General features: G+C 67.8%; 18 protein-coding genes. 15 read left to right on the top strand and 3 right to left on the bottom strand.

Annotated features, from left to right (window positions below):
* Positions 1 to 105: 105 nt before the first annotated feature.
* On the bottom strand, positions 106 to 906 hold the full coding sequence (locus ABMA10_RS15900) for an oxygenase MpaB family protein (protein WP_347868653.1): 801 nt from the start codon (positions 904 to 906) through the stop codon (positions 106 to 108).
* 159 nt (positions 907 to 1,065) lie between these two features.
* On the opposite strand from ABMA10_RS15900, the gene sucC reads away from it, so the two are divergent.
* From sucC to ABMA10_RS15845, 11 genes are all read left to right on the top strand, one after another.
* Positions 1,066 to 2,229 (top strand): ADP-forming succinate--CoA ligase subunit beta, encoded by a 1,164-nt coding sequence (sucC, locus tag ABMA10_RS15895; protein ID WP_347868652.1) that lies wholly within the window; start codon positions 1,066 to 1,068, stop codon positions 2,227 to 2,229.
* 15 nt (positions 2,230 to 2,244) lie between these two features.
* Positions 2,245 to 3,135 (top strand): succinate--CoA ligase subunit alpha, encoded by an 891-nt coding sequence (gene sucD, locus ABMA10_RS15890; protein WP_347868651.1) that lies wholly within the window; start codon positions 2,245 to 2,247, stop codon positions 3,133 to 3,135.
* Between the two features lie 126 nt (positions 3,136 to 3,261).
* Positions 3,262 to 4,539, top strand: coding sequence for a cell division protein PerM (locus ABMA10_RS15885; RefSeq protein WP_431030679.1), 1,278 nt, complete (start codon positions 3,262 to 3,264; stop codon positions 4,537 to 4,539).
* A gap of 9 nt (positions 4,540 to 4,548) precedes the next feature.
* Positions 4,549 to 5,175, top strand: a complete 627-nt coding sequence (gene purN / locus ABMA10_RS15880) for a phosphoribosylglycinamide formyltransferase (protein WP_347868649.1) — start codon at positions 4,549 to 4,551, stop codon at positions 5,173 to 5,175.
* Entirely contained in the window at positions 5,172 to 6,779 is a 1,608-nt protein-coding gene (purH, locus tag ABMA10_RS15875; protein ID WP_347868648.1) for a bifunctional phosphoribosylaminoimidazolecarboxamide formyltransferase/IMP cyclohydrolase, read from the top strand. The genes purN and purH overlap by 4 nt, the downstream gene beginning before the upstream one ends.
* A 109-nt stretch (positions 6,780 to 6,888) precedes the next feature.
* Complete coding sequence (gene ddaH / locus ABMA10_RS15870; protein WP_431030678.1) at positions 6,889 to 8,100, top strand: dimethylargininase; 1,212 nt, start codon at positions 6,889 to 6,891, stop codon at positions 8,098 to 8,100.
* An 88-nt stretch (positions 8,101 to 8,188) separates the two neighbouring features.
* Positions 8,189 to 8,503 carry a hypothetical protein gene (locus ABMA10_RS15865; protein WP_347868646.1) on the top strand — a complete coding sequence of 105 codons (315 nt, stop codon included), beginning with the start codon at positions 8,189 to 8,191 and terminating at the stop codon, positions 8,501 to 8,503.
* A 443-nt stretch (positions 8,504 to 8,946) separates the two neighbouring features.
* Positions 8,947 to 10,779: an ABC transporter ATP-binding protein gene (locus ABMA10_RS15860; RefSeq protein WP_347868645.1), complete on the top strand. Its 1,833-nt coding sequence runs from the start codon at positions 8,947 to 8,949 to the stop codon at positions 10,777 to 10,779.
* Positions 10,776 to 12,596: an ABC transporter ATP-binding protein gene (locus ABMA10_RS15855; protein ID WP_347868644.1), complete on the top strand. Its 1,821-nt coding sequence runs from the start codon at positions 10,776 to 10,778 to the stop codon at positions 12,594 to 12,596. The genes ABMA10_RS15860 and ABMA10_RS15855 overlap by 4 nt, the downstream gene beginning before the upstream one ends.
* 92 nt (positions 12,597 to 12,688) lie before the next feature.
* On the top strand, positions 12,689 to 13,366 hold the full coding sequence (locus ABMA10_RS15850; RefSeq protein WP_347868643.1) for a response regulator transcription factor: 678 nt from the start codon (positions 12,689 to 12,691) through the stop codon (positions 13,364 to 13,366).
* Positions 13,359 to 15,137: a sensor histidine kinase gene (locus ABMA10_RS15845; RefSeq protein WP_347868642.1), complete on the top strand. Its 1,779-nt coding sequence runs from the start codon at positions 13,359 to 13,361 to the stop codon at positions 15,135 to 15,137. The genes ABMA10_RS15850 and ABMA10_RS15845 overlap by 8 nt, the downstream gene beginning before the upstream one ends.
* 27 nt (positions 15,138 to 15,164) lie before the next feature.
* Here the strand turns inward: ABMA10_RS15845 and ABMA10_RS15840 are convergent, their stop codons facing one another.
* Together ABMA10_RS15840 and ABMA10_RS15835 are read right to left on the bottom strand one after the other, a co-directional pair.
* The gene (locus ABMA10_RS15840; RefSeq protein WP_347868641.1) at positions 15,165 to 15,488 is read right to left on the bottom strand and encodes an MGMT family protein; all 324 of its coding nucleotides are present in this window, start codon (positions 15,486 to 15,488) and stop codon (positions 15,165 to 15,167) included.
* 26 nt (positions 15,489 to 15,514) lie between these two features.
* On the bottom strand, positions 15,515 to 15,967 hold the full coding sequence (locus ABMA10_RS15835) for a GNAT family N-acetyltransferase (protein WP_347868640.1): 453 nt from the start codon (positions 15,965 to 15,967) through the stop codon (positions 15,515 to 15,517).
* A 285-nt stretch (positions 15,968 to 16,252) separates the two neighbouring features.
* On the opposite strand from ABMA10_RS15835, the gene ABMA10_RS15830 reads away from it, so the two are divergent.
* The 4 genes from ABMA10_RS15830 (at position 16,253) to ABMA10_RS15815 (ending at position 20,805) form a co-directional block, all read left to right on the top strand.
* Positions 16,253 to 17,467, top strand: a complete 1,215-nt coding sequence (locus tag ABMA10_RS15830; RefSeq protein WP_347868639.1) for an NADP-dependent isocitrate dehydrogenase — start codon at positions 16,253 to 16,255, stop codon at positions 17,465 to 17,467.
* Positions 17,468 to 17,603: 136 nt separating this feature from the next.
* Positions 17,604 to 18,941, top strand: a complete 1,338-nt coding sequence (locus ABMA10_RS15825) for an extracellular solute-binding protein (RefSeq protein WP_347868638.1) — start codon at positions 17,604 to 17,606, stop codon at positions 18,939 to 18,941.
* On the top strand, positions 18,938 to 19,891 hold the full coding sequence (locus tag ABMA10_RS15820; RefSeq protein ID WP_347868637.1) for a carbohydrate ABC transporter permease: 954 nt from the start codon (positions 18,938 to 18,940) through the stop codon (positions 19,889 to 19,891). The genes ABMA10_RS15825 and ABMA10_RS15820 overlap by 4 nt, the downstream gene beginning before the upstream one ends.
* Entirely contained in the window at positions 19,888 to 20,805 is a 918-nt protein-coding gene (locus tag ABMA10_RS15815; protein ID WP_414693666.1) for a carbohydrate ABC transporter permease, read from the top strand. Before ABMA10_RS15820 ends, ABMA10_RS15815 begins: the two co-directional genes overlap by 4 nt.
* The last annotated feature ends 81 nt before the right edge of the window (positions 20,806 to 20,886 follow it).

Raw genomic sequence — 20,886 nt, 5'->3', positions numbered from 1 at the left:
GCCTCCATGGTGGGAAGCCGGATCATCCTGCCGAGGGCGCTGGAGACCCGATGTGGACAACCCTGTCGTGGAGTCCCCATGTGGAGCAGGGTCAAGAGGCGGCTCTCAGGTCGCCACGGTCGTCGCTTCGGCCCGGTTCCGAGCGCGCATGGCTCGGAGGTACCAGGCTGAGGGCGCCGCGCGCACGGACCGCGGCAATCGCGGCCAGATCGCACGCCCGATCGCGACCCGACGATCGAATCGCCGCTGCTGAGCGGCGGACCATCGGAAGCCGTAGGCGGTGCGGAGCCGCTCCGGCAACAGGCCGGCGGTGACGAGACGGACGAGCGGGAGCATGGCACGGATGGGCGCCGGTGCCGCGCGGGCGGTGAGCAGCTGCACCGAGACCTCGACCGCCTCCGCCGTGACATCGAGCTCCTCGAGACGCGCAGAGAAGTACTCGTCGAAGGCTGCGCGGCTGGCCGGCCAACGATCGGGTGGGAGCTGGAGGCTCGTACCGACGATCGCGTACTCCCGGTGCAACCGCTCACGCGACGTCTCGTCGAGTCGGCCGAACACGAGCTCGTAGACCTGCACCGCGGTGTCGTAGAGCGTCGCCGCGACCCAGAGTTGCGCATCCGCGTGGAACGCCGAATACGACGGAGCCGCCTCACCGGAGTGTGCGCGCACCGGCACATGTGCCCGGTCCACTCTGCGGGCGGCCAGCTGCTGCTCCTCGGGGGTGCCGAGCGCGAGTGCGTACACGAAGGTCAGGGTCGCGTGGAGGCGGTCGAGGGGTCGGACGCTGAAGTCGCTGTGCCGGGCCACCCCGGCAGCCACTGCGGGGTCGGCGATCTGGAGCAGGATGGCGCGTCCGGCGCCTGCGACGAGGATGCCCTCGCGTGCGAGATCCGCCATTCCGACCATGGTCCGACCCTAGTCGACCACCCCGAACGTCCGGTTCCGGGCAGATGCTGGGGGTAGAGTCGTCACTGGCCCTTTTTCTCTCGCCGCCGAGATAACGCGCGGCCGAAAATCGCCACGACAATCACAGCAGAACGCGCGAAGCGCGGATGGGAATGACACGTGGATCTTTACGAGTATCAGGCACGAGACCTGTTCGAGAAGTACGAGGTGCCGGTACTCGCCGGCATCATCGCCGACACCCCCGACGAGGTGCGTGCGGCGGCTGAGAAGCTCGGCGGCGTCGTCGTCGTCAAGGCGCAGGTCAAGGTCGGTGGCCGAGGCAAGGCCGGCGGCGTCAAGGTCGCGAAGACCCCCGACGAGGCGTATGCGGCTGCAGAGTCCATCCTCGGCCTCGACATCAAGGGCCACGTCGTCAAGCGCGTGATGGTCGCAGCGGGCGCTCGGATCGCACAGGAGTTCTACTTCTCCGTGCTCCTCGACCGCGCCAACCGCTCCTACCTGTCGCTCACGAGCGTCGAGGGCGGCATGGAGATCGAGCAGCTCGCGGTGGAGAAGCCCGAAGCGCTCGCGCGCATCGAGGTGAACCCGCTGACCGGCGTCGACAAGGCGACCGCGGTCGAGATCGCGAAGGCTGCGAACTTCCCCGAGGACCTCATCGACCAGGTCTCGGACGTCTTCGTGAAGCTCTACGACGTCTACAAGGGCGAGGACGCGACGCTCGTCGAGGTCAACCCGCTCGTCCTCACCGAAGAGGGCCGCATCGTCGCCCTCGACGGCAAGGTCTCGCTCGACGAGAACGCCTCGTTCCGTCACCCGAACCACGCCGAGCTCGAGGACACGGCCGCCGAGGACCCGCTGGAGCTCAAGGCCAAGGCGAACGATCTCAACTACGTGAAGCTCGACGGCGAGGTCGGCATCATCGGCAACGGCGCAGGACTCGTCATGTCGACGCTCGACGTCGTCGCATACGCCGGCGAGAACCACGGTGGCGTCAAGCCTGCCAACTTCCTCGACATCGGCGGCGGCGCATCTGCCGAGGTCATGGCGAACGGCCTCGACGTCATCCTGGGTGACGCACAGGTCAAGAGCGTGTTCGTGAACGTCTTCGGTGGCATCACCGCCTGCGACGCGGTCGCGAACGGCATCGTCAAGGCCCTCGAGATCCTCGGCGACACCGCGACGAAGCCGCTCGTGGTGCGCCTCGACGGCAACAAGGTCGAGGAGGGCCGCGAGATCCTCCGCGCAGCAGCCCACCCCCTGATCACGCTCGCCGCAACCATGGACGAAGGCGCCGACAAGGCCGCCGAGCTGGCTTCGAAGTAAAGGGATCCCACAAGAATGTCTATCTTCCTCAACAAGGACTCCAAGGTCATCGTCCAGGGCATCACCGGCGGTGAGGGCACCAAGCACACGGCGCTCATGCTGAAGGCCGGCACCCAGGTCGTCGGCGGCGTCAACGCCCGCAAGGCCGGCACGACCGTCACCCACGACGGCGGCGTCGAGCTGCCCGTGTTCGGAACGGTCGCCGAGGCGATCTCGGAGACCGGCGCCGACGTGTCGATCGCCTTCGTGCCGCCGGCGTTCACCAAGGACGCCGTGATCGAGGCCATCGACGCCGAGATCCCGCTGCTCGTCATCATCACGGAGGGCGTGCCCGTCGGCGACTCCGCAGAGTTCTGGGCGTACGCGCAGTCGAAGGGCTCCAAGACGCGCATCATCGGTCCGAACTGCCCCGGCATCATCACCCCCGGCGAGTCGCTCGTCGGCATCACGCCCGCGAACATCGCAGGCAAGGGTCCGATCGGCCTGGTGTCGAAGTCGGGCACCCTGACGTACCAGATGATGTACGAGCTCCGCGAGATCGGCTTCTCGACCGCCATCGGCATCGGCGGCGACCCGATCATCGGGACGACGCACATCGATGCGCTCGCAGCGTTCGAGGCCGACCCCGAGACCAAGGCGATCGTCATGATCGGCGAGATCGGTGGCGACGCCGAGGAGCGTGCTGCCGACTTCATCAAGGCGAACGTGACGAAGCCCGTTGTCGGCTATGTCGCGGGCTTCACGGCCCCTGAGGGCAAGACCATGGGACACGCGGGCGCGATCGTCTCGGGTTCTGCCGGAACCGCCCAGGCGAAGAAGGAGGCCCTCGAGGCCGCCGGTGTCAAGGTCGGCAAGACGCCGAGCGAGACCGCCGACCTCATGCGAGAGGTCATCGCCGGACTGTAACGCCGGAGAGCATCAGCAGCAGCCACGACGCGGCGCCCACATCGGGCGTCGCGTCGTCGCGTTCCGGTGCCGGGCGCCGTGCGCCTGTCCGGCTCGGCGGGAACCTCCGGGTAGGGTCGGAGGCGCATGAAACGTCTGACCGTCGCCCTCCTCGCCGCTCTCGATGCCGCCCTCGCTGTGGCCATCGGCATCGGTGTCGCCCTCGTACCCCTGCTCGCCCTCTGGGCCCTGCACTTCCAACTCGGCATCGACCCGGCCGCACTGTGGCGGGGCGCTGTCGACATCTGGGCGCTCGGCAACGGCTCGAGCATGCGCGTGACACTCGACACCGCCCTGATCACGCAGCTCGGCCTGCCGTCGTCGATGGAACCGTTCCTCGTCTCGCTCGCTCCGCTCGCCTTCACCGTCGGCACGGTCCTGTTCGGCGTTCGCACCGGGTCACGTGCGGCGCGGAGTAGCTGGTGGCAGGGCGCCGTGGTCGTGTCCGTGGGCGTGTTCGCGGTGCTGTCCCTGCTCGTCGCGCTGTCGGCGCTGTACCCGGCAGTCAGACCGTCCATCGTCCAGGGGACGCTCGCGCCGACCCTCCGATTCGCAGGCGGTGCCGTCGTCGCAGCGCTCTGGGTGCGGTTCCGCGAGCAGGATGCCGCGGATCCCGTCCTCGATGGTCTGCGCGCGCTCCGCGACCGGTTCCCGGACGACTGGTGGGCCGTGCTCGTCACCGCCCTTCGGGGTGGAATGCTCGCCGCTGTCGCGCTCCTCGGGGTCGCGGCGGTCACCACGGCGATCGTCATCGCCGCCGGGTACGGTGCGATCATCTCGCTGCATGAGAGCGCGCAGTTCGGCGCGCTCGGCGGAGCCGTCGTCACGGGAGCCGAGCTGCTGTACCTGCCCAACCTCGTCATCTGGGCGGCGAGCTGGATCACGGGCGGCGGCTTCGCGATCGGCACCGGCACCGCGATCTCGCCGATCGGGACGCTCGTCGGCCCGATCCCGGCCGTGCCGGTCCTCGGAGCGCTCCCCACCGGCGACAGCCCGTTCGGATTCGCCGTCCTCGTCATCCCGGTCGTCATCGGATTCGCCTCGGCAGTGGTCCTCCGCCGACGTCTCGCGATCGAACTCCACGGTCGGGGCGGGCTGTCGAGGCTCCTGGTGGCGGGCGTCGGCATCGGGATCACGGCTGGTGTGGTGCTCGGCGTGCTCGCCGCCCTCTCGGCGGGTGCGGCCGGCCCCGGTCGGCTCATCGAGGTCGGTCCGAACGCGTGGGCGACCGCCCTCTGGACGGCAGTCGTCGTCGGGATCGCCGCCGTCCTCGGCATGGCCGCCGGTCCTGTGCATCTCGCGGAGGAGGACCGCCTGCCGGACCTCCACGAACGCTCGTCGGGCCGGAGCACCCGCGAGCGATAGGATGCTCTGGTGCTGTCACTCGTCGTGCTGATCTCCGGTGGCGGATCCAATCTCCGCGCCCTCCTCGAAGCCTCACGCGACCCGGATTTCCCCGCTCGCGTCATCGCTGTCGGCGCTGATCGCGAGGCGGACGGTCTGGCTCATGCCGAGGAGTTCGGGATCCCGTCGTTCACGGTGCCCTACTCCTCCTTCGACTCCCGTGCCGAGTGGGGCTCTGCCCTCCTCGAGCAGATCCGCGTCTGGAATCCCGACGTCCTCGTGCTCAGCGGTCTCATGCGGCTGCTGCCCCCGGTGATCGTCGACGCCCTCTCGCCTCGCATCATCAACACGCACCCCGCCTACCTCCCCGAGTTCCCCGGTGCCCATGGCGTGCGGGACGCACTCGCCGCGGGCGCCGAGCAGACCGGGGCCTCGATCATCGTCGTCGACAACGGTGTCGACGCCGGACCGATCATCGCGCAGGAGCGGGTGCCCGTGCTGCCGGAGGACACCGAGTACAGCCTGCACGAACGGATCAAGCCGGTGGAACGTCGCCTGCTCGTCCAGGCCGTCCGCGACCTCGCCAACGGAACCATCGACCTGGAGGCGCTCTCCGCAGCGTCCCGCCCGCCAGCAGAAGGAGCACCACAGTCATGAGCGGTCCCAGCCACGACCACAGCCTCTACCGTGAGCGCGATCTCGTCCCGGTCCGACGAGCACTGATCTCCGTCAGCGACAAGACCGGTCTGCTCGAGCTCGCCGGCGCGCTCGCCTCCGCGGGCGTCGAGATCGTCTCCACCGGTTCCACCGCAGCCACCATCCGAAGCGCCGGGCACGAGGTCACCGACGTCTCCGACGTCACCGGCTTCCCTGAGTCGCTCGACGGCCGGGTGAAGACGTTGCACCCCTCGGTGCACGCCGGTCTCCTCGCCGACCTTCGCCTCGGGTCGCACGAAGCCCAGCTGGCCGAGCTCGGCATCGAGGCGTTCCAGCTCGTCGTCGTGAACCTGTACCCCTTCGTCGAGACCGTGGCGAGCGGTGCGACGGGCGACGATGTCGTCGAGCAGATCGACATCGGCGGCCCTGCGATGGTGCGTGCTTCGGCGAAGAACCACGCGAACGTCGCGATCGTCGTCTCGCCGGAGCGCTATGGCGCGATCGTCGAGGCCGTCGCTGCCGGCGGCACCACGCTCGCCCAGCGTCGCGCGCTCGCGGCTGCGGCGTTCGAGCACACCGCCTCCTACGACGCAGCAGTCTCCGCCTGGTTCGCGAGCACGACGACGGACGAGGCCGACGCGTTCCCGACGACGCTCACCATCACCGGCCGTCGCGAATCCGTGCTCCGCTACGGCGAGAACTCGCACCAGGCGGCTGCGCTGTACGTCCGTCCGGGTGGTGCCGGCATCGCGCAGGCGACGCAGTTGCACGGCAAGGAGATGTCCTACAACAACTACGTCGACGCCGATGCCGCGGTCCGTGCCGCGTACGACTTCGCCAACCCCGCGGTCGCGATCATCAAGCACGCGAACCCGTGCGGTATCGCATTCGCGAACCCGAAGGCTCCCGACGCCATCGCCTCGGCGCACCGTCGGGCCCATGAATGCGACCCGGTTTCGGCGTTCGGCGGCGTCATCGCCGCGAACCGAGTGGTCACCCTCGGTATGGCCGAGACGGTGAAGGAGATCTTCACCGAGGTGCTCGTCGCTCCAGGCTTCGAGGAGGCGGCACTCGAAGTGCTGAAGACCAAGAAGAACCTGCGTCTGCTGCAGCTCCCCGAGAACTTCGCCCGCGAGGATCGAGAGGTCCGTCAGATCTCCGGCGGCCTGCTCTACCAGGACTCCGACCGCTTCGCCGACGACCCGCAGGACACCGCCAAGGATTGGACCCTCGTCACGGGTGAGCCGGCCGACGCGGACACCCTCCTCGACCTCATCTTCGCGTGGAAGGCGTGCCGATCCGTGAAGTCGAACGGCATCCTGCTCGCCAAGGGCAGCGCGAGCGTCGGGGTCGGCATGGGGCAGGTCAACCGCGTCGACTCATGTCACCTCGCGGTGAGTCGCGCCGGTGACCGCGCCGCTGGTTCCGTTGCCGCCTCCGACGCTTTCTTCCCCTTCGCCGACGGCCTCCAGGTCCTGCTCGACGCCGGCGTCCGCGCGGTCGTCCAGCCGGGCGGCTCCGTCCGCGACGAAGAGGTCATCGCAGCGGCGCAGGCTGCAGGCGTGACGATGTACTTCACGGGGGAGCGGCACTTCTTCCACTAGGGCGTGCGCCCGGGTCTCCGAGGGAGTCCTGGGCAAGCTCGTGGTGATCTCCCAGCGGCGTCGGCCCTTTCTGGCCGACGCCGCTTCGTGGTTCCGCTACGCTCGTCGGATGACTTCCACCTGGAGCCGCAAGCTCATCGCATCCGCCGCTGCCGCCGTCGCCACGATCGTCGTCGGCTACCTGGGGGTCATGTTCGTCACGTTCATCGGCTATCAGTTCGCAGGGACGATCTTCGCCCAGGCGAGCCCGTACTTCTTCGAGAGCACGATCATCACCTTCTTCCTGGTGCTGATCCTCGGCATCATCGGTCTCTACCGGTATCGTCTGCTGGCACTGATCGGCGGTGCCGCCCTCGCGATCATCGGAGCCCTCCTCGGCCTCATCGTGCAGGTGGCCACGAGCGGCCAGCCGATCGACAGCACGGTGCTCGGGAGCATCTTCGCCACGCTGATCAGCCTCAACCTCGTCTTCGTCGTCATCATGGCGCTGTCCACCGCGTTCATCGGTTACCTCGTGTACCACCTGGTCCTCCGGACGCAGTCCACCGTGCTCGACGAAGACCGTCGGATCGCGCTGGTCCGTATGCCGGCCTCGAACCTCGCAGAGGGCATCGTCACCCACCTCGACCGCACGCCGATCGACTCCGAGCTCGCCGACAAGCAGTGGGACGCCTACGTCGCCGCATTCGACACCGCCGGGTGGGAGACCACTGAGGTCACCTGGGCCGAGCAGCTCGCCGACTCGGTGTTCATCGAGGACGCTGTCGTCGTGTTCGGCGATGTCGCCGTCGTGACGCGTCCCGGCGCGGACAGCCGCCGGGCGGAGACCGTCGCCGCCGAGACCGCGGCTCGCGACCTCGGCCTCAGCATCCAGCGCATCGACGGCGAGGGCACGCTCGAGGGCGGAGACGTCCTGCAGGTCGGCACCACCGTGTACGTGGGCCGCAGCGGCCGGACCAATGCTGAGGGTGTCCGCCAGCTGCGCGGCATCCTCGCGCCGCTCGGCTTCGATGTCGTGGCTGTGCCGGTCGCCAAGGCCCTGCACCTGAAGTCGACGGTCACCGCGCTGCCCGACGGCACCGTGCTCGTGCACCCCGACCTCATCGACGATGCATCGTTCTTCGGTCGTCACCTCGTCGTGCCCGAGCGCGAGGGTGTCGCGGTCGTCGCGCTCTCCGACGACACCGTGCTGATCTCCGCCGCTGCACCGCAGACCGCTGCGCTGCTCGAAGACCGAGGCTACGCGGTCGTGCAGGTCGACATCAGTGAGTTCGAGAAGCTCGAGGGCTGCGTCACCTGCCTCTCCGTCCGAATCGGCTGAGCGGCCCGTGAACGACACAGCGGGATCACGCGGGGGCCGGGATCTGAGCCGGAGGACCATCGCGCAGCGACTGGACATCCCTCTCGAGATGGCGCGCCACCACGGGATCCCGCCGTTCTGGTCGGCGGAGCAGCTCGCCGCCTTCCTGGCCGAGCCGCCGGCCTGGTACGTGCAGTCACGCGCCAACCGCACCGGCAAGCGTCCGGTGTGGGTGGAGCTGCGCTGCACGATCTGCGGCACGAGTGAGACGCTCCGACCCAAGAAGTGGTGGCCGGAGTTCTCGATGGTGAGCTGTTCCTGGCACGGTGCCGACGAGCTCCCGGCTGTTCCGGTGGGGCAGCGACGTCGTGAGGTCGACGGCATCGGAGCCTTCGTCGGAATCGTCGACGAACCGATCGGCTGAGCCTCCGCGCCCGCCGAGGTCCGTGCAGCTGCATGGAATGCTTGCAGTCGATCGCACAACTGCCATAGTCTGGTCTGCTGCACCGAGCCTCGTTCACCGTGATCGGCTGCCGTCCGCTATCGGGTGCGACCTGTACACCCTGTCCCGCGGCTCTCGCCCCACAGGATGAGGAGGATGTCATGACGCTCTCGAACCCCACCGTGCTCACGCCGACGGTCAAGCGCGCACGCTCCGCCTCCGCCCCCGGTGTCGTCGTGGCCGACGCGAACGCGGACGCCGACGCGCCGCACTAGCCGACCACCACCACCCCATCCGTCCGGCCATCGACCGGACCCGTCACCGGATGCTGCGACCTCGCTCAGCGACCTCGCCGTCCGGCAGCTTCACGACCATCATTCCGTCGGCGCACGTCGTCGACGACTCTCTCGCAAGGATGTCCTGCAATGACCTCGCTCGGCGATGACCGCCGTCCTGTCCAACCGCGCCAGAGCACGTTCCGTGCCCTGCTTCGGATCTACCCCTATGCGAAGACGGCGATGCCGCGCATCGTGCTCGGCATGGTCGCCGCGCTCGGCGCCGGCCTCGTCGCGCTCGCCATCCCGCTCGTGCTGCAGTCGCTGGTCGACGGCCCGCTGTCCTCCGGCGACTCCTCGCAGATCTGGCCGGCGGTGTTCGTCGTGCTCGCGCTCGGCATCGTCGAGGCGATCATGATCGCGCTACGGCGCTGGTTCGTGCTCACCCCCGGAACCCACGTCGAGGCACGCATGCGCAACGCGTTGTTCGCCAAACTGCAGGACCTGCCGGTCAACTTCCACGACCGCTGGCAGAGCGGGCAGCTGCTGTCCCGTGCGGTGAGCGACCTCGGCCTCATCCGCAGGTGGATCTCGTTCGGCTTCGTGCTCCTCATCGTGAACGGCGTCACGATCGGGGTGGGCGCGGTCATCCTGTTCACCTGGAACTGGCTGCTCGGGTTGATCTTCATCGCGCTGGCCATCCCGGTGTGGGTCTTCGGATTCACCTTCGAGGCCAAGTACTCGGTGATCGCCAGGCGAAGCCAGGACCAGGCCGGTGACCTCGCGACGGCCGTCGAGGAGTCAGTGCACGGCATTCGTGTGCTGAAGGCGTTCGGCCGCGGCAAGCACGCGCTCAAGAACTTCGCGACGCAGGCCGAAGACCTCCGTGGAACGGAGATCGAGAAGGCGAAGGCGATCGCGGGCATCTGGTTCTGGCTCGTGCTGCTCCCGGACATCGCGTTCGCGCTGTGCCTGCTCGCGGGCGTCTGGTTGGCGTCGATCGGCGAGCTGACCGTGGGGCAGCTGTTCGCGTTCTTCGCGACGGCGACCGTGCTCCGGTTCCCGATCGAGTCGATCGGATTCCTGCTCGCGATGACCTTCGACACCCGTACGGCGACCGACCGGTACTTCGAGGTGATGGACTCGGTGAACACCATCACCGATCCCGAGCACCCCGAGCACGTCGCGCAGCCGAGAGGCGAGCTCGTCTTCGACGATGTGCACTTCCGGTATCAGGACTCGCCGGAGCGCTACGCCGACCTCGTGAACGGGGTGCAGTTGCGGCTCGAACCAGGGGAGACGATGGCCCTCGTCGGGCTCACCGGCTCTGGGAAGTCGACCATCACGGCGCTCACCACACGGCTCTATGACGTGACCGGCGGACGCATCCTGATCGACGGGGTCGACATCCGGGCGCTCAGCCGCGAAGAGCTGCGGAGGCACATCGCGATGGCGTTCGAGGACGCCACGCTGTTCTCGGCGAGCGTGAAGGAGAACGTGCTGCTCGGTCGCGAGGATCTCGACCTCGACTCGCCCGAAGCCGATCGAGTGCTGCGTGAAGCGCTCGACATCGCCCAGGCGGGCTTCGTGGACGAATTGCCGGACGGCGTCGACACCACGGTCGGTGAGGAAGGACTCAGCCTGTCCGGCGGTCAGCGTCAGCGTCTCGCACTGGCCAGGGCCGTCGCGGCCCGCCCCGCGGTACTCGTCCTCGACGACCCGCTGTCCGCGCTCGACGTCGACACTGAAGCGTTGGTCGAGGCTGCGCTCCGTCGGGTCCTCGCCTCGACGACGGCGTTGATCGTCGCGCACCGGCCGAGCACGGTCATGCTGGCCGACCGCGTCGCCCTCCTCGAGGACGGCCGCATCACTGCAGTGGGCCGCCACACCGACCTCCTGCAGGAGAACGAGCACTACCGATACGTCATCTCGAGCCTCGAGGACGATGAACGTGAGAACGCACGCCAGGAGGTGAACCTGTGACCCCGCCGACAACCGTCCAGGGAGTGGAGGGTGAGGAGCGAAACGACCTCACCCGGGAGGAGTCGGCGCACATCCGGCGCCGATCGTTGAAGCTGCTCGGCTCGCTGCTCGAGCCGCTGCGCTTGCGTGTCATCGCCGCCATGACCATCGTCGTGGTGTCGACTGCGGCCCAAGTGGCCGGGCCAGCGCTGATCGCGCTCGGCATCGACCGTGCGCTTCCGGCGATCCTGGAGCGCGCGGACTGGATGCCGGCGTTCCTCATCGTCGGCGCCTACGTGCTGACCGGGGCGGTGGGCGCGCTGCTCATCTCCTGGTACACCGTGTTGGCTGCGAGGATCAGCCAGGCCATCCTCATCGACCTGCGCAAGCGCGTGTTCCTGCAGACGCAGAAGCTCAGCCTCGACTTCCACGAGAGCTACACCTCGGGGCGGATCATCTCGCGCCAGACGAGCGACCTCGACTCCATCCGCGAGCTGCTCGACTCGGGGATCAACCAGCTGGTGTCCGGCGTGCTCTACATGGGGTTCACGGCGGTGGCACTCGTCCTCGTCGACTGGGTCAGCGGTCTTGTGCTGCTCGGTGCGCTGATCCCGCTGTTCGTGCTGACCCGCTGGTTCCAGATCCGGTCGCAGAAGCTGTTCCGCGAGTCGCGCGTGGCATCGGCGAAGCTCATCGTCTTCTTCGTCGAGGCGATGACGGGCATCCGCGCGGTGAAGGCTTTCCGCAAGGAGCGACGCAACGAGCGGGCGTTCGGCTCGCTGGTCGAGGACTACCGAGACGTCAACGCGAAGGTCATACAGCTGTTCGGCGTGTTCGATCCTGGGCTCGTCTTCATCGGCAACGTCTCGGTGGCGGTCGTGCTCCTCGTCGGCGGCTTCCGTGTCGCCGACGGACAGCTCGCGATCGGTGCGCTGCTCGCTGCCCTGTTGTACACCCGCCGGTTCTTCGATCCGATGGAGGAGATGGCGATGTTCTACAACTCCTACCAGTCGGCCGCTGCCGCCCTCGAGAAGATCTCGGGTGTCCTCGAGGAACGGCCGAGCGTGCCGGACCCGGTGAAGCCGGTCGACCTCTGGACCTCGCGCGGCCGGATCACCTTCGACGACGTGACCTTCGCGTATGCCGCCGACCGTGTGATCCTGCCGAGCTTCGATCTGGAGATCCCGGCCGGGCAGACCATCGCGCTCGTCGGGACGACGGGCGCCGGCAAGTCGACGCTCGCGAAGCTGATCAGCCGGTTCTACGACCCCTCGGAGGGTTCGGTGCGCCTCGACGGCGTCGACCTGCGCGATCTGCATCCGAAGGATCTTCGGCGCGCGATCGTCATGGTGACCCAGGAGGCATACCTCTTCTCCGGCTCCGTCGCGGACAACATCGCGCTCGGCAAACCGGAGGCGAGCCTCGACGAGATCAAGGCGGCCGCGAAGGCCGTCGGTGCGGACACCTTCATCGAGGCGTTGCCGAACGGCTACGACACCGACGTGAACAAGCGAGGTGGGCGCGTCTCCGCGGGCCAGCGGCAGCTGCTGTCGTTCGCGCGCGCCTTCCTCGCGGATCCGGCGGTGCTGATCCTCGACGAGGCGACGGCATCGCTCGACATCCCGAGTGAGCGGCTCGTGCAGGAGGCCCTGCAGACCCTGCTGGCGGATCGTACGGCCATCATCATCGCGCACCGTCTGTCGACCGTCGCGATCGCGGACCGCGTGCTCGTGATGGAGTACGGTCGCGTGATCGAGGACGGTGCACCGGCCGAACTGATCGGCGGCGAGGGGCGGTTCGCGGCGATGCATGCCGCGTGGCGGTCCTCGATCGCCTGAGTCGACCGTCATCGGCTGCTCCCGGGTCCGGCCAGCGCGGCTGGGCCCGGGAGCGATACACCTGTCGGCCAAATTCCTGCCACAATGAGCGCATGGCCAGTGTCGAATCGCGTGTGCTGCGCGTCGCCGTCGCGGATGACGCGGTGCTCCTCCGTGAAGGCGTCGTGCAGATCCTGAGGGCGAACGGCCATCAGGTCGTCGCGTCCCTCGGTTCCGCAGCCGAACTTGTCGAGCAGATCGAGGGCGGCCTCGCGGTCGATGCCGTCGTCCTGGACATCCGGATGCCCCCGACGCACACCGACGAGGGGATCGTCGCGCTCGAACAGCTGCGGGCAGGCGGGTTCACCGCAGGCGTCCTCCTCCTCAGCACCTATGCCGTGCCGGCCTATGCGGTCCGCGCCCTCGGCTCCGGCAGCGGGACCGGCTATCTCCTGAAGGATCGGGTCTCCGACTCCGGCACACTCGTCGCCGCCGTCGAACGTGTCGCGGCGGGGGAGTCCGTCGTGGATCCGGAGGTCGTTTCGCTGCTCGTCGCCGAGCGCACGCGCTCGGACGGACTCGACCACCTGACCGAGCGCGAGCGCGAGGTCCTCACGCTCATGGCGGAGGGACGCTCGAACTCCGGCATCGCGAGGGCACTCGTCGTGAGCCTCAAGACCGTCGAAGCCCACATCAGCCGCATCCTGGCCAAGCTCGGACTCGAGGACTCCCCGGCGGATCACCGCCGCGTGCTCGCCGTCGTGCGCTGGCTGGAACACACGGATGCCTAGCGTCCGCTCCTCCGGACGAGCCACCTCACTCCCTCGACCTGCGCCAGCGGGCGCCGGGCGTCTTCCCTGGCCGCTCCGCCTCCTCATCCTCGGTGCTGCAGCCCTCGTCTGCCTCCTCTCCGCAGCGGTCGGTACCGGGCAGCCCGGGGCCGACGACGGCAACGGACTGCCCTGGCTGGTCGGACATCTGGCCGGACTGGCCGCGGCCGGGCTCATCTGGTGGCTCGCGCCGACGGCCGCACCGGGGTGGGTCGTCATCGGATACACCCTGGCCGAGTCCGCGTACATGTGGTCGTTCGGTGTCGATGCCGGCTGGGCGTGGCCGCTGCTCATCTGGATTTCGGTCCTGCCAGGCGTCGCGCTGGTCTGGCTGGCTCTCGCGTTCCCCGCAGGCCGACTCCGGCGAGGGTTCGACCGTCGCCTCGTCATCATGGCATCCACGTATCTGCTCTGCTACGCGACGGTGACCCTGCTGCTGAACCCCCAGTACCCGCTCGACGCCGGGCATGAGCGGAGCGTGTACGCGGGACTCGCGAACCCGGCACTGGGGAGCCTGCTCGGACAGGTGCACGCGGGCGTGATGGGACTGTTCGCGGTCGTCGTCGCTGGAGTGGTGCTCCTGCGATGGGCACGGAGCAGTGGAGCTGCCCGCCAGGTGGCCTTCATCATGCCGGTCGCCTTCGTCATCTGGCTGGTGATCGGCGTCGTCTGGTCGCTCGCCAGGCTCAGCGACTGGCCGCAGGAACTCCGGCTCGTGGTCGAGGACCTCAACGTCTTCTCGGTCGTGTTCGTCCCGGCCGCCTACGCGACGGGGCTGATCCGGATGCGCACCCTCCGCGCGAGGGCGGTCGATCTCGTGCAGACGGGTGAGACGACGGAGACGGGTCACGACCGATGGGACGGCTCGGTGAAGACGGTGCTCGGCGATCGGACGGCCCGACTGGTCTGGCCAGGGTCCCAACGCACGACGGACCGTGACGCTCGCGGGCGGGCGATGTCGACCGTCGGAGACGCCGACGCGCCGCTCGTCTACATCGAGCACGATGCGGCGCTCCTCGACAACCCGCAGCTGCTCCGTTCGGTGTCCGCTTCGCTCCGCATCATGATCGATAACGAGCGCCTCACTGCCGAGCTCAGGCAGACGCTCCGTGAGGTCAACCGTTCGCGCCTCAGGATCGTGCAGGCCGCTGACGAGGCGCGCCGTCGTGCCGAACGCGACCTGCACGACGGGTCCCAACAGCAGTTGTTCTCCGTCGCCCTGCGGCTGCGGATGGCGAGCGACGAAGCGCGCGCCGATGGGCAGCTCGCCCTCGCGGAGGGCCTCGAGACGACGATCGACCAGCTCGCCAGCGCGATCAAGGAGTTGCGCGAGCTGGCGAGAGGTCTGCACCCCGCGCTCCTCGCCGAGGGAGGACTCGGGCCGGCGCTCGCCGAGCTCGGGCGTCGCTGCACGGTCGTGACGCGGGTGAACGTGGAGCTGCGCGAGCGGCCGAAACAACTGATCGAGTCGACGGTGTACTACTTCGTGTCGGAGTGCCTGGCGAACGTGACGAAGTACTCCCTCGCGACCGCGTGCGACGTCGTGGTGTCGGCAGACGCCGACGGCGCGCTGCTCGTGATGGTCGCCGACAACGGTGTCGGCGGCGCCGACCCGGCAGCCGGAAGCGGACTTCGCAGGCTCGCGGACCGGGTGGACGCCGTCGGCGGATCGATGCGGGTCGAGAGCCAGAGCGGCCAGGGGACCGTGATCTCCATGGAGCTTCCGGCGTGAGTCCTCGGTGATGCCGCGACGGTCGCGTCAGTGCAGCAGCGCTTCGCGGCCGAGCCGGTAGCGCCCGCCGTTCAGTGCGACGACCGGCGTGCCCTCGGCCTCGTAGTGCTCGAGCGCGCGGTCCTCATGACCGCTCGGAGGGAATCCTCCGGAACGCACGACGCGCCACCAGGGGACGGAGTGACCGTACTGCGCCATCACTCGGCCGACTCCTCGAGCGGACTTCGAACCGATGATCGACGCGACCTGCCCGTAGCTCAGGGCGCAGCCCTCCGGGATGTCGGCGACGACGGCGAGGACGGCTTCGGCGAACCCGTCCGCCGTGTCGATCGCGGCATGATCATGGGTCACGAGGGCGCCGTCTGGTTCTCAGAGGCTCACAGGCTGATGCTGCCGATGGTCTCGCCGTAGGCGGTCTCGCCGACGGGGCTGAAGCCCACGCGGAGGAAGAACGCCTCAGGGCCGAGGTCGCCGGGCTCGTAGATGACGTTGACGTGGTCGAAGCCGCGCTTGCGAGCTTCGTCGATGAGGGACGCGACGGCGAAACGACCGACGCCTCGGCCCTGGTCGTCGGCGTCGACGTTGATGCGCCAGAGCGCGGAACGGAACTCGTCCTGCATCGCCTCGTGGTCGAAGTTCGCGGACACGAACCCCACGACCTCGTCGCCGTCGAGCACGACGCGCTGCCAGGAGGTGGCCGGGTTCACGACCGCAGCCGCGACCGCATAGGACACCGGCGCGACGAACTGCTCCTGACCGGGTTTCATGGTGAGCGCGTTGACCGCCACGATCGTTGACGCGGACAGCTCTTCCAGTCGCAGCTCAGCCATGTCTTCAGGCTAACCTGTCCGGCCGACCTCGGGTAGCCCGTCGAACGGCCGACACGCGGCTCCCGCCGACATCCACGGCCGACGCACAGGCGACGAGGGACGCGTGCCCGACGGCCGTTCAGGAACTGTCTCGATGTCAAGAGACCTGGCTGGTCTTGTAAGCTAGGTCCCGGCCGTGCCGTCCCACCTTTCGGATGCGGTCTCCTCCATGCCATGCGGAGCACTCCACCGCGTGCGCACCTCCGTAGGCCGCTCGGCTCAGGGCGGCACCAGAAAGGACAATCAGTGTCGAAGATCAAGGTCGAAGGCACCGTCGTCGAACTCGACGGCGATGAGATGACTCGCATCATCTGGCAGTTCATCAAGGACTCGCTCATCCACCCCTACCTCGATGTGAACCTCGAGTACTACGACCTCGGCATCCAGAAGCGCGACGAGACCGATGACCAGATCACCATCGACGCCGCGCATGCCATCCAGAAGCACGGCGTCGGCGTCAAGTGCGCCACGATCACGCCCGACGAGGCGCGTGTCGAGGAGTTCGGCCTGAAGAAGATGTGGCGGAGCCCGAACGGCACCATCCGCAACATCCTCGGTGGCGTCATCTTCCGCGAGCCGATCATCATCTCGAACATCCCGCGCCTGGTGCCCGGGTGGAACAAGCCGATCATCATCGGGCGTCACGCCTTCGGCGACCAGTACCGTGCCACCGACTTCCTGTTCAAGGGCGAGGGCAAGCTCACGGTCGAGTTCACGCCGGATGACGGCTCAGAACCGCAGAAGTTCGAGGTCTTCCAGTCGCCGGGCGACGGTATCGCACAGGTCCAGTACAACCTGGACTCGTCGATCCGTGACTTCGCACGGGCGAGTCTCAACTACGGCCTCAACCGCAACTACCCGGTGTACCTCTCCACGAAGAACACGATCCTGAAGGCCTACGACGGCCGCTTCAAGGACATCTTCCAGGAGATCTTCGACGCCGAGTTCAAGGAGCAGTTCGAAGCCGCAGGCATCACCTACGAGCACCGTCTCATCGACGACATGGTCGCCTCGGCCATGAAGTGGGAGGGCGGCTATGTCTGGGCGTGCAAGAACTACGACGGCGACGTCCAGTCCGACACCGTCGCCCAGGGCTTCGGTTCGCTCGGCCTCATGACGAGCGTGCTCGCTACTCCGGACGGCAAGATCGTCGAGGCGGAGGCCGCCCACGGCACCGTCACGCGCCACTACCGCCAGCACCAGCAGGGCAAGCCGACATCCACGAACCCGATCGCCTCGATCTTCGCGTGGACCCGTGGCCTGCAGCACCGTGGCGTGCTCGACGGCAACCAGGAGCTCATCGAGTTCGCTGCGACCCTCGAGGACGTCGTCATCAAGACGGTCGAGTCCGGCGCCATGACGAAGGACCTCGCGCTCCTCGTCGGGCCCGAACAGGCCTACCAGACGACCGAGGAGTTCTTCGAGACCATCTCGGCGAACCTCAAGACCCGCCTGGCGTAGTCACCACCAGCACCAACCGGGCGGGGCTCGGGAGCGACAGCTCCCGGGCCCCGCTTCGCGTGCACTGCACGGCACCCGTTCGGGTGACGTGTTAGCGTCGTTGCACCACCTCGACGACGTAGTGAGGACCCACGGAATGTCACCGATGACGAGAAGACAGCTGCTCTCCTGGGCTGCGGCGGGCGGAGCGACGGCCCTGCTGGCAGGGTGTTCCACCCCCGGCACCGTCTCACCGAACGCCGGCACCACGATCGCTCCGGCCGCGAGCGGGGAGAAGATCACCCTCACCTACTGGGCCTGGCTGAAGGACCTGCAGAAGGTCGCGGACATCTGGAACGCCGACCATCCGAACGTGCAGGTCGAGGCCGTCTGGATCCCCGGCGGCAACGACGGCGGCTATCAGAAGATGTACTCGGCTCTCGCGGCGGGCGGTGGTCCGGACCTCGCCCAGGTCGAGATGCGCACGCTTCCCGAGTTCCTCCTCGTGAACGGGCTCATCGACCTCCGGCGATACGGAGCCGACGAGTACGCGCCCCGGTACAACGAGACCCTCTGGAACCAGGTCTCCTACGTCGATGGGGTGTACGGCATCCCGCAGGACTCCGGGCCGATGGCCCTCTACTACCGACAGGACCTGCTGGACCAGGTCGGCGCGAGACCACCGGCGACGTGGGACGAGTGGTATCAGGTGGCCGGCGCGGTCCGGGACGCCGACATGTACCTCGAGTGCTTCGCCCTCGACGACGCGTCGTGGTTCGCTGCCATGGCGACGCAGGCGGGAGCGTCCTGGTTCCAGATCGACGGCGACCGCTGGACGGTGAACATGGCGGACGAGGCCACGCTGGAGACCGCACGGTTCTTCGACCGGGCCATCGACGAGGGCCTGATGACCACCTCGTACGGCCAGTTCTCTCCGGCGTGGTTCGCTGCTGCCGCGAACGACAAGATCGTCTCGCTCGCAGGCGCGAGCTGGGGCGACGCACTCCTCCAGGGCGTCTCGGGAGCTGAGGGCAAGTGGCGCGTCGCCCCGTTGCCGCGCTGGGGTGACGCCGGGTACGGATCCACGTTCCAGGGCGGCTCGACGGCCGCTGTGCTCGCGAACAGCAAGCATCCGCGCGAGGCGCTCGAATTCGCCGTCTGGATGACGACGAGCGAGGCGGGGATCAACGCGATGATCGAGAACTCAGGGATCGGGTGGTCGCCGGACGACGCCTACATCGGCGCCGCACGGCAGGAGCCGAGTGAGTTCTTCGGTGGCCAGAACTACAACGAGGAGATCTTCGTGCCCGCTGCGAAGGAGCAGAACAACGAGTGGCAGTGGTGGCCGTTGACCCAACAGACCTTCAACATCCTGGCCGACGGATTCCGCACGAAGGCCTCGGGCGGATCGCTCGTCGATGCAGTGGTCCAGGGACAGCGTGACGTGATCGCAGCCTTCCGGAACAAGGGCCTGCGGATCGAGGGTGCAGCATGACGGCGGTGACCGAGCGTCGCTCGGAAGCCTCCGGTGGCGATGCCCGGCGGGTCGGTCCGAAGCGTCGGAGCCGCACCTCAGCGTCGGCGCCCTGGATCCTGCTCGGTCCGTTCCTCGCGCTGTTCCTGCTCACCTTCATCCTGCCGATCATCGTGGCCATCGGCAGCAGCTTCGTCAGGGTCACGAGGCAGGGTGTGTTCGGCGAAGAGGGTGTCACGACGGAGTTCGCCTGGTTCGCGAACTACGCCCAGGCGCTCGAGAACGGCAACTTCATCGCCTCGATCGGGCGGATGCTGCTGTTCGGCGTCGTGCAGGTGACCGTCATGATCGCGCTCTGCACCGTGCTCGCGCTGCTCCTGGAATCGGCATCGGTCAAGTGGCCCGGTTTCTTCCGCGCGGTGTACTTCCTGCCGTACGGGATCCCCGGCGTGATCGCGACGATCCTGTGGTCGTTCCTCTACGTGCCCGGCCTCAGCCCGATCATCGACATCGCGGGAGCGATGGGCATCGAGCTCGACTTCCTCGGAGCCGGGACGGTGCTGTGGTCGATCGCGAACATCGTGACGTGGACCTACACGGGCTACAACATGATGATCATCGTCGCCCAGCTGAAGGCGATCCCGACCGAGGTGTACGAAGCGGCGAAGGTCGACGGGGCAGGACCGTTGCGGGTCGCGCTGAGCATCCAGCTCCCGCTCATCCGACCGGCCCTCATCCTGACGACGGTGTTCTCGATCATCGGCACGCTGCAGCTCTTCGCTGAACCACAAGTGCTGCAGACGGTCTCACCGGCGATCGACAACGAGTACACGCCGAACCTCAGTGCGTACACGACGGCGTTCGCCTACAACGACTACAACGTCGCGGCAGCGCAGGCGGTCTTGATCGCTCTCGTGGCGTTCGCGCTGTCGTTCATCTTCCTGCGCCTGACCTCGAGGAGGGCATCATGACCGCGACCCGCACGATCACGACCGCCGCGTCGTCCAAGCGAGCCGGGCGGCTGACGGATCACCCGCGCAAACCCGGTGGCTCGCGCGGCATGCGCATCCTCGTCACCGGAATCCTCGTGGTCGTCGCCGTGTACTTCCTCGTCCCGGTCTACTGGGTGGTCATCGCGGCCACGAAGAGCACCGAGGACCTCTTCGGGAGCAACGGATTCCTGCTCGGCTCCGAGTTCTCTCTCTGGTCGAACCTGCAGGAGGTGCTCACCTACGACGGCGGCATCTTCGTCCGGTGGTTCGGGAACTCCGTGCTCTACGCAGGCGTCGGCGCGTTGGTCGCCACTTATCTCGCGGCTGCGGGAGGGTACGCGCTCGCCAAATACCGCTTCCGCGGACGGAACCTCGTGTTCGGCGCGATCCTGGGCGGTGTGCTCGTCCCCGGCACGGCGACCGCGCTGCCGCTGTTCCTGCTCTTCAGCCAGATGGGTCTCGCCAACACCTACTGGTCGGTGCTGCTGCCGTCGCTGGTGTCGCCCTTCGGGTTGTTCCTCTGCCGCATCTACGCGGACGCGACGATCGACGACTCGCTCATCGAGGCAGCGCGGATCGACGGGGCCAGCGAGCTGCGGATCTTCCACACCGTGGGTCTCAAGATCCTCACTCCGGCGCTCGTGACCGTCTTCCTGTTCCAACTCGTGGGCATCTGGAACAACTACTTCCTGCCGTTGGTGATGCTGTCGGACAGCGAGCTGTATCCGATCACGCTCGGCCTGAACAACTGGCGGAGCCAGGTGGATCGACTACCCGAGTTCTACGAACTGACGACCGGCGGCGCGTTGCTCTCGATCATCCCGCTCGCGATCGCCATGATCGTGCTCCAGCGCTTCTGGCGCGGTGGTCTCACGGAAGGATCGGTGAAGTAGCCGATTGGTGCGTCGCGCGGTGACGACGCTCGTGACGGGCATACTGTGATGGATCGATTCATCCGATGTCCGAGGGAGGCC

The sequence above is a fragment of the Plantibacter sp. RU18 genome, from assembly GCF_050613355.1.
GTDB lineage: Bacteria > Actinomycetota > Actinomycetes > Actinomycetales > Microbacteriaceae > Plantibacter.
The sequence above is the reverse complement of the archived record's forward strand: the minus strand, read 5'-3'. Positions and strand labels throughout refer to the sequence as shown.

Coding starts and splice junctions, on each gene's coding strand:
- ABMA10_RS15900 (WP_347868653.1), bottom strand. CDS start 906: ATGGTCGGAATGGCGGATCTCGCACGCGAGGGCATCCTCGTCGCAGGC.
- sucD (WP_347868651.1), top strand. CDS start 2,245: ATGTCTATCTTCCTCAACAAGGACTCCAAGGTCATCGTCCAGGGCATC.
- ABMA10_RS15885 (WP_431030679.1), top strand. CDS start 3,262: ATGAAACGTCTGACCGTCGCCCTCCTCGCCGCTCTCGATGCCGCCCTC.
- purH (WP_347868648.1), top strand. CDS start 5,172: ATGAGCGGTCCCAGCCACGACCACAGCCTCTACCGTGAGCGCGATCTC.
- ddaH (WP_431030678.1), top strand. CDS start 6,889: ATGACTTCCACCTGGAGCCGCAAGCTCATCGCATCCGCCGCTGCCGCC.
- ABMA10_RS15865 (WP_347868646.1), top strand. CDS start 8,189: ATGGCGCGCCACCACGGGATCCCGCCGTTCTGGTCGGCGGAGCAGCTC.
- ABMA10_RS15860 (WP_347868645.1), top strand. CDS start 8,947: ATGACCTCGCTCGGCGATGACCGCCGTCCTGTCCAACCGCGCCAGAGC.
- ABMA10_RS15850 (WP_347868643.1), top strand. CDS start 12,689: ATGGCCAGTGTCGAATCGCGTGTGCTGCGCGTCGCCGTCGCGGATGAC.
- ABMA10_RS15845 (WP_347868642.1), top strand. CDS start 13,359: ATGCCTAGCGTCCGCTCCTCCGGACGAGCCACCTCACTCCCTCGACCT.
- ABMA10_RS15835 (WP_347868640.1), bottom strand. CDS start 15,967: ATGGCTGAGCTGCGACTGGAAGAGCTGTCCGCGTCAACGATCGTGGCG.
- ABMA10_RS15825 (WP_347868638.1), top strand. CDS start 17,604: ATGTCACCGATGACGAGAAGACAGCTGCTCTCCTGGGCTGCGGCGGGC.
- ABMA10_RS15820 (WP_347868637.1), top strand. CDS start 18,938: ATGACGGCGGTGACCGAGCGTCGCTCGGAAGCCTCCGGTGGCGATGCC.
- ABMA10_RS15815 (WP_414693666.1), top strand. CDS start 19,888: ATGACCGCGACCCGCACGATCACGACCGCCGCGTCGTCCAAGCGAGCC.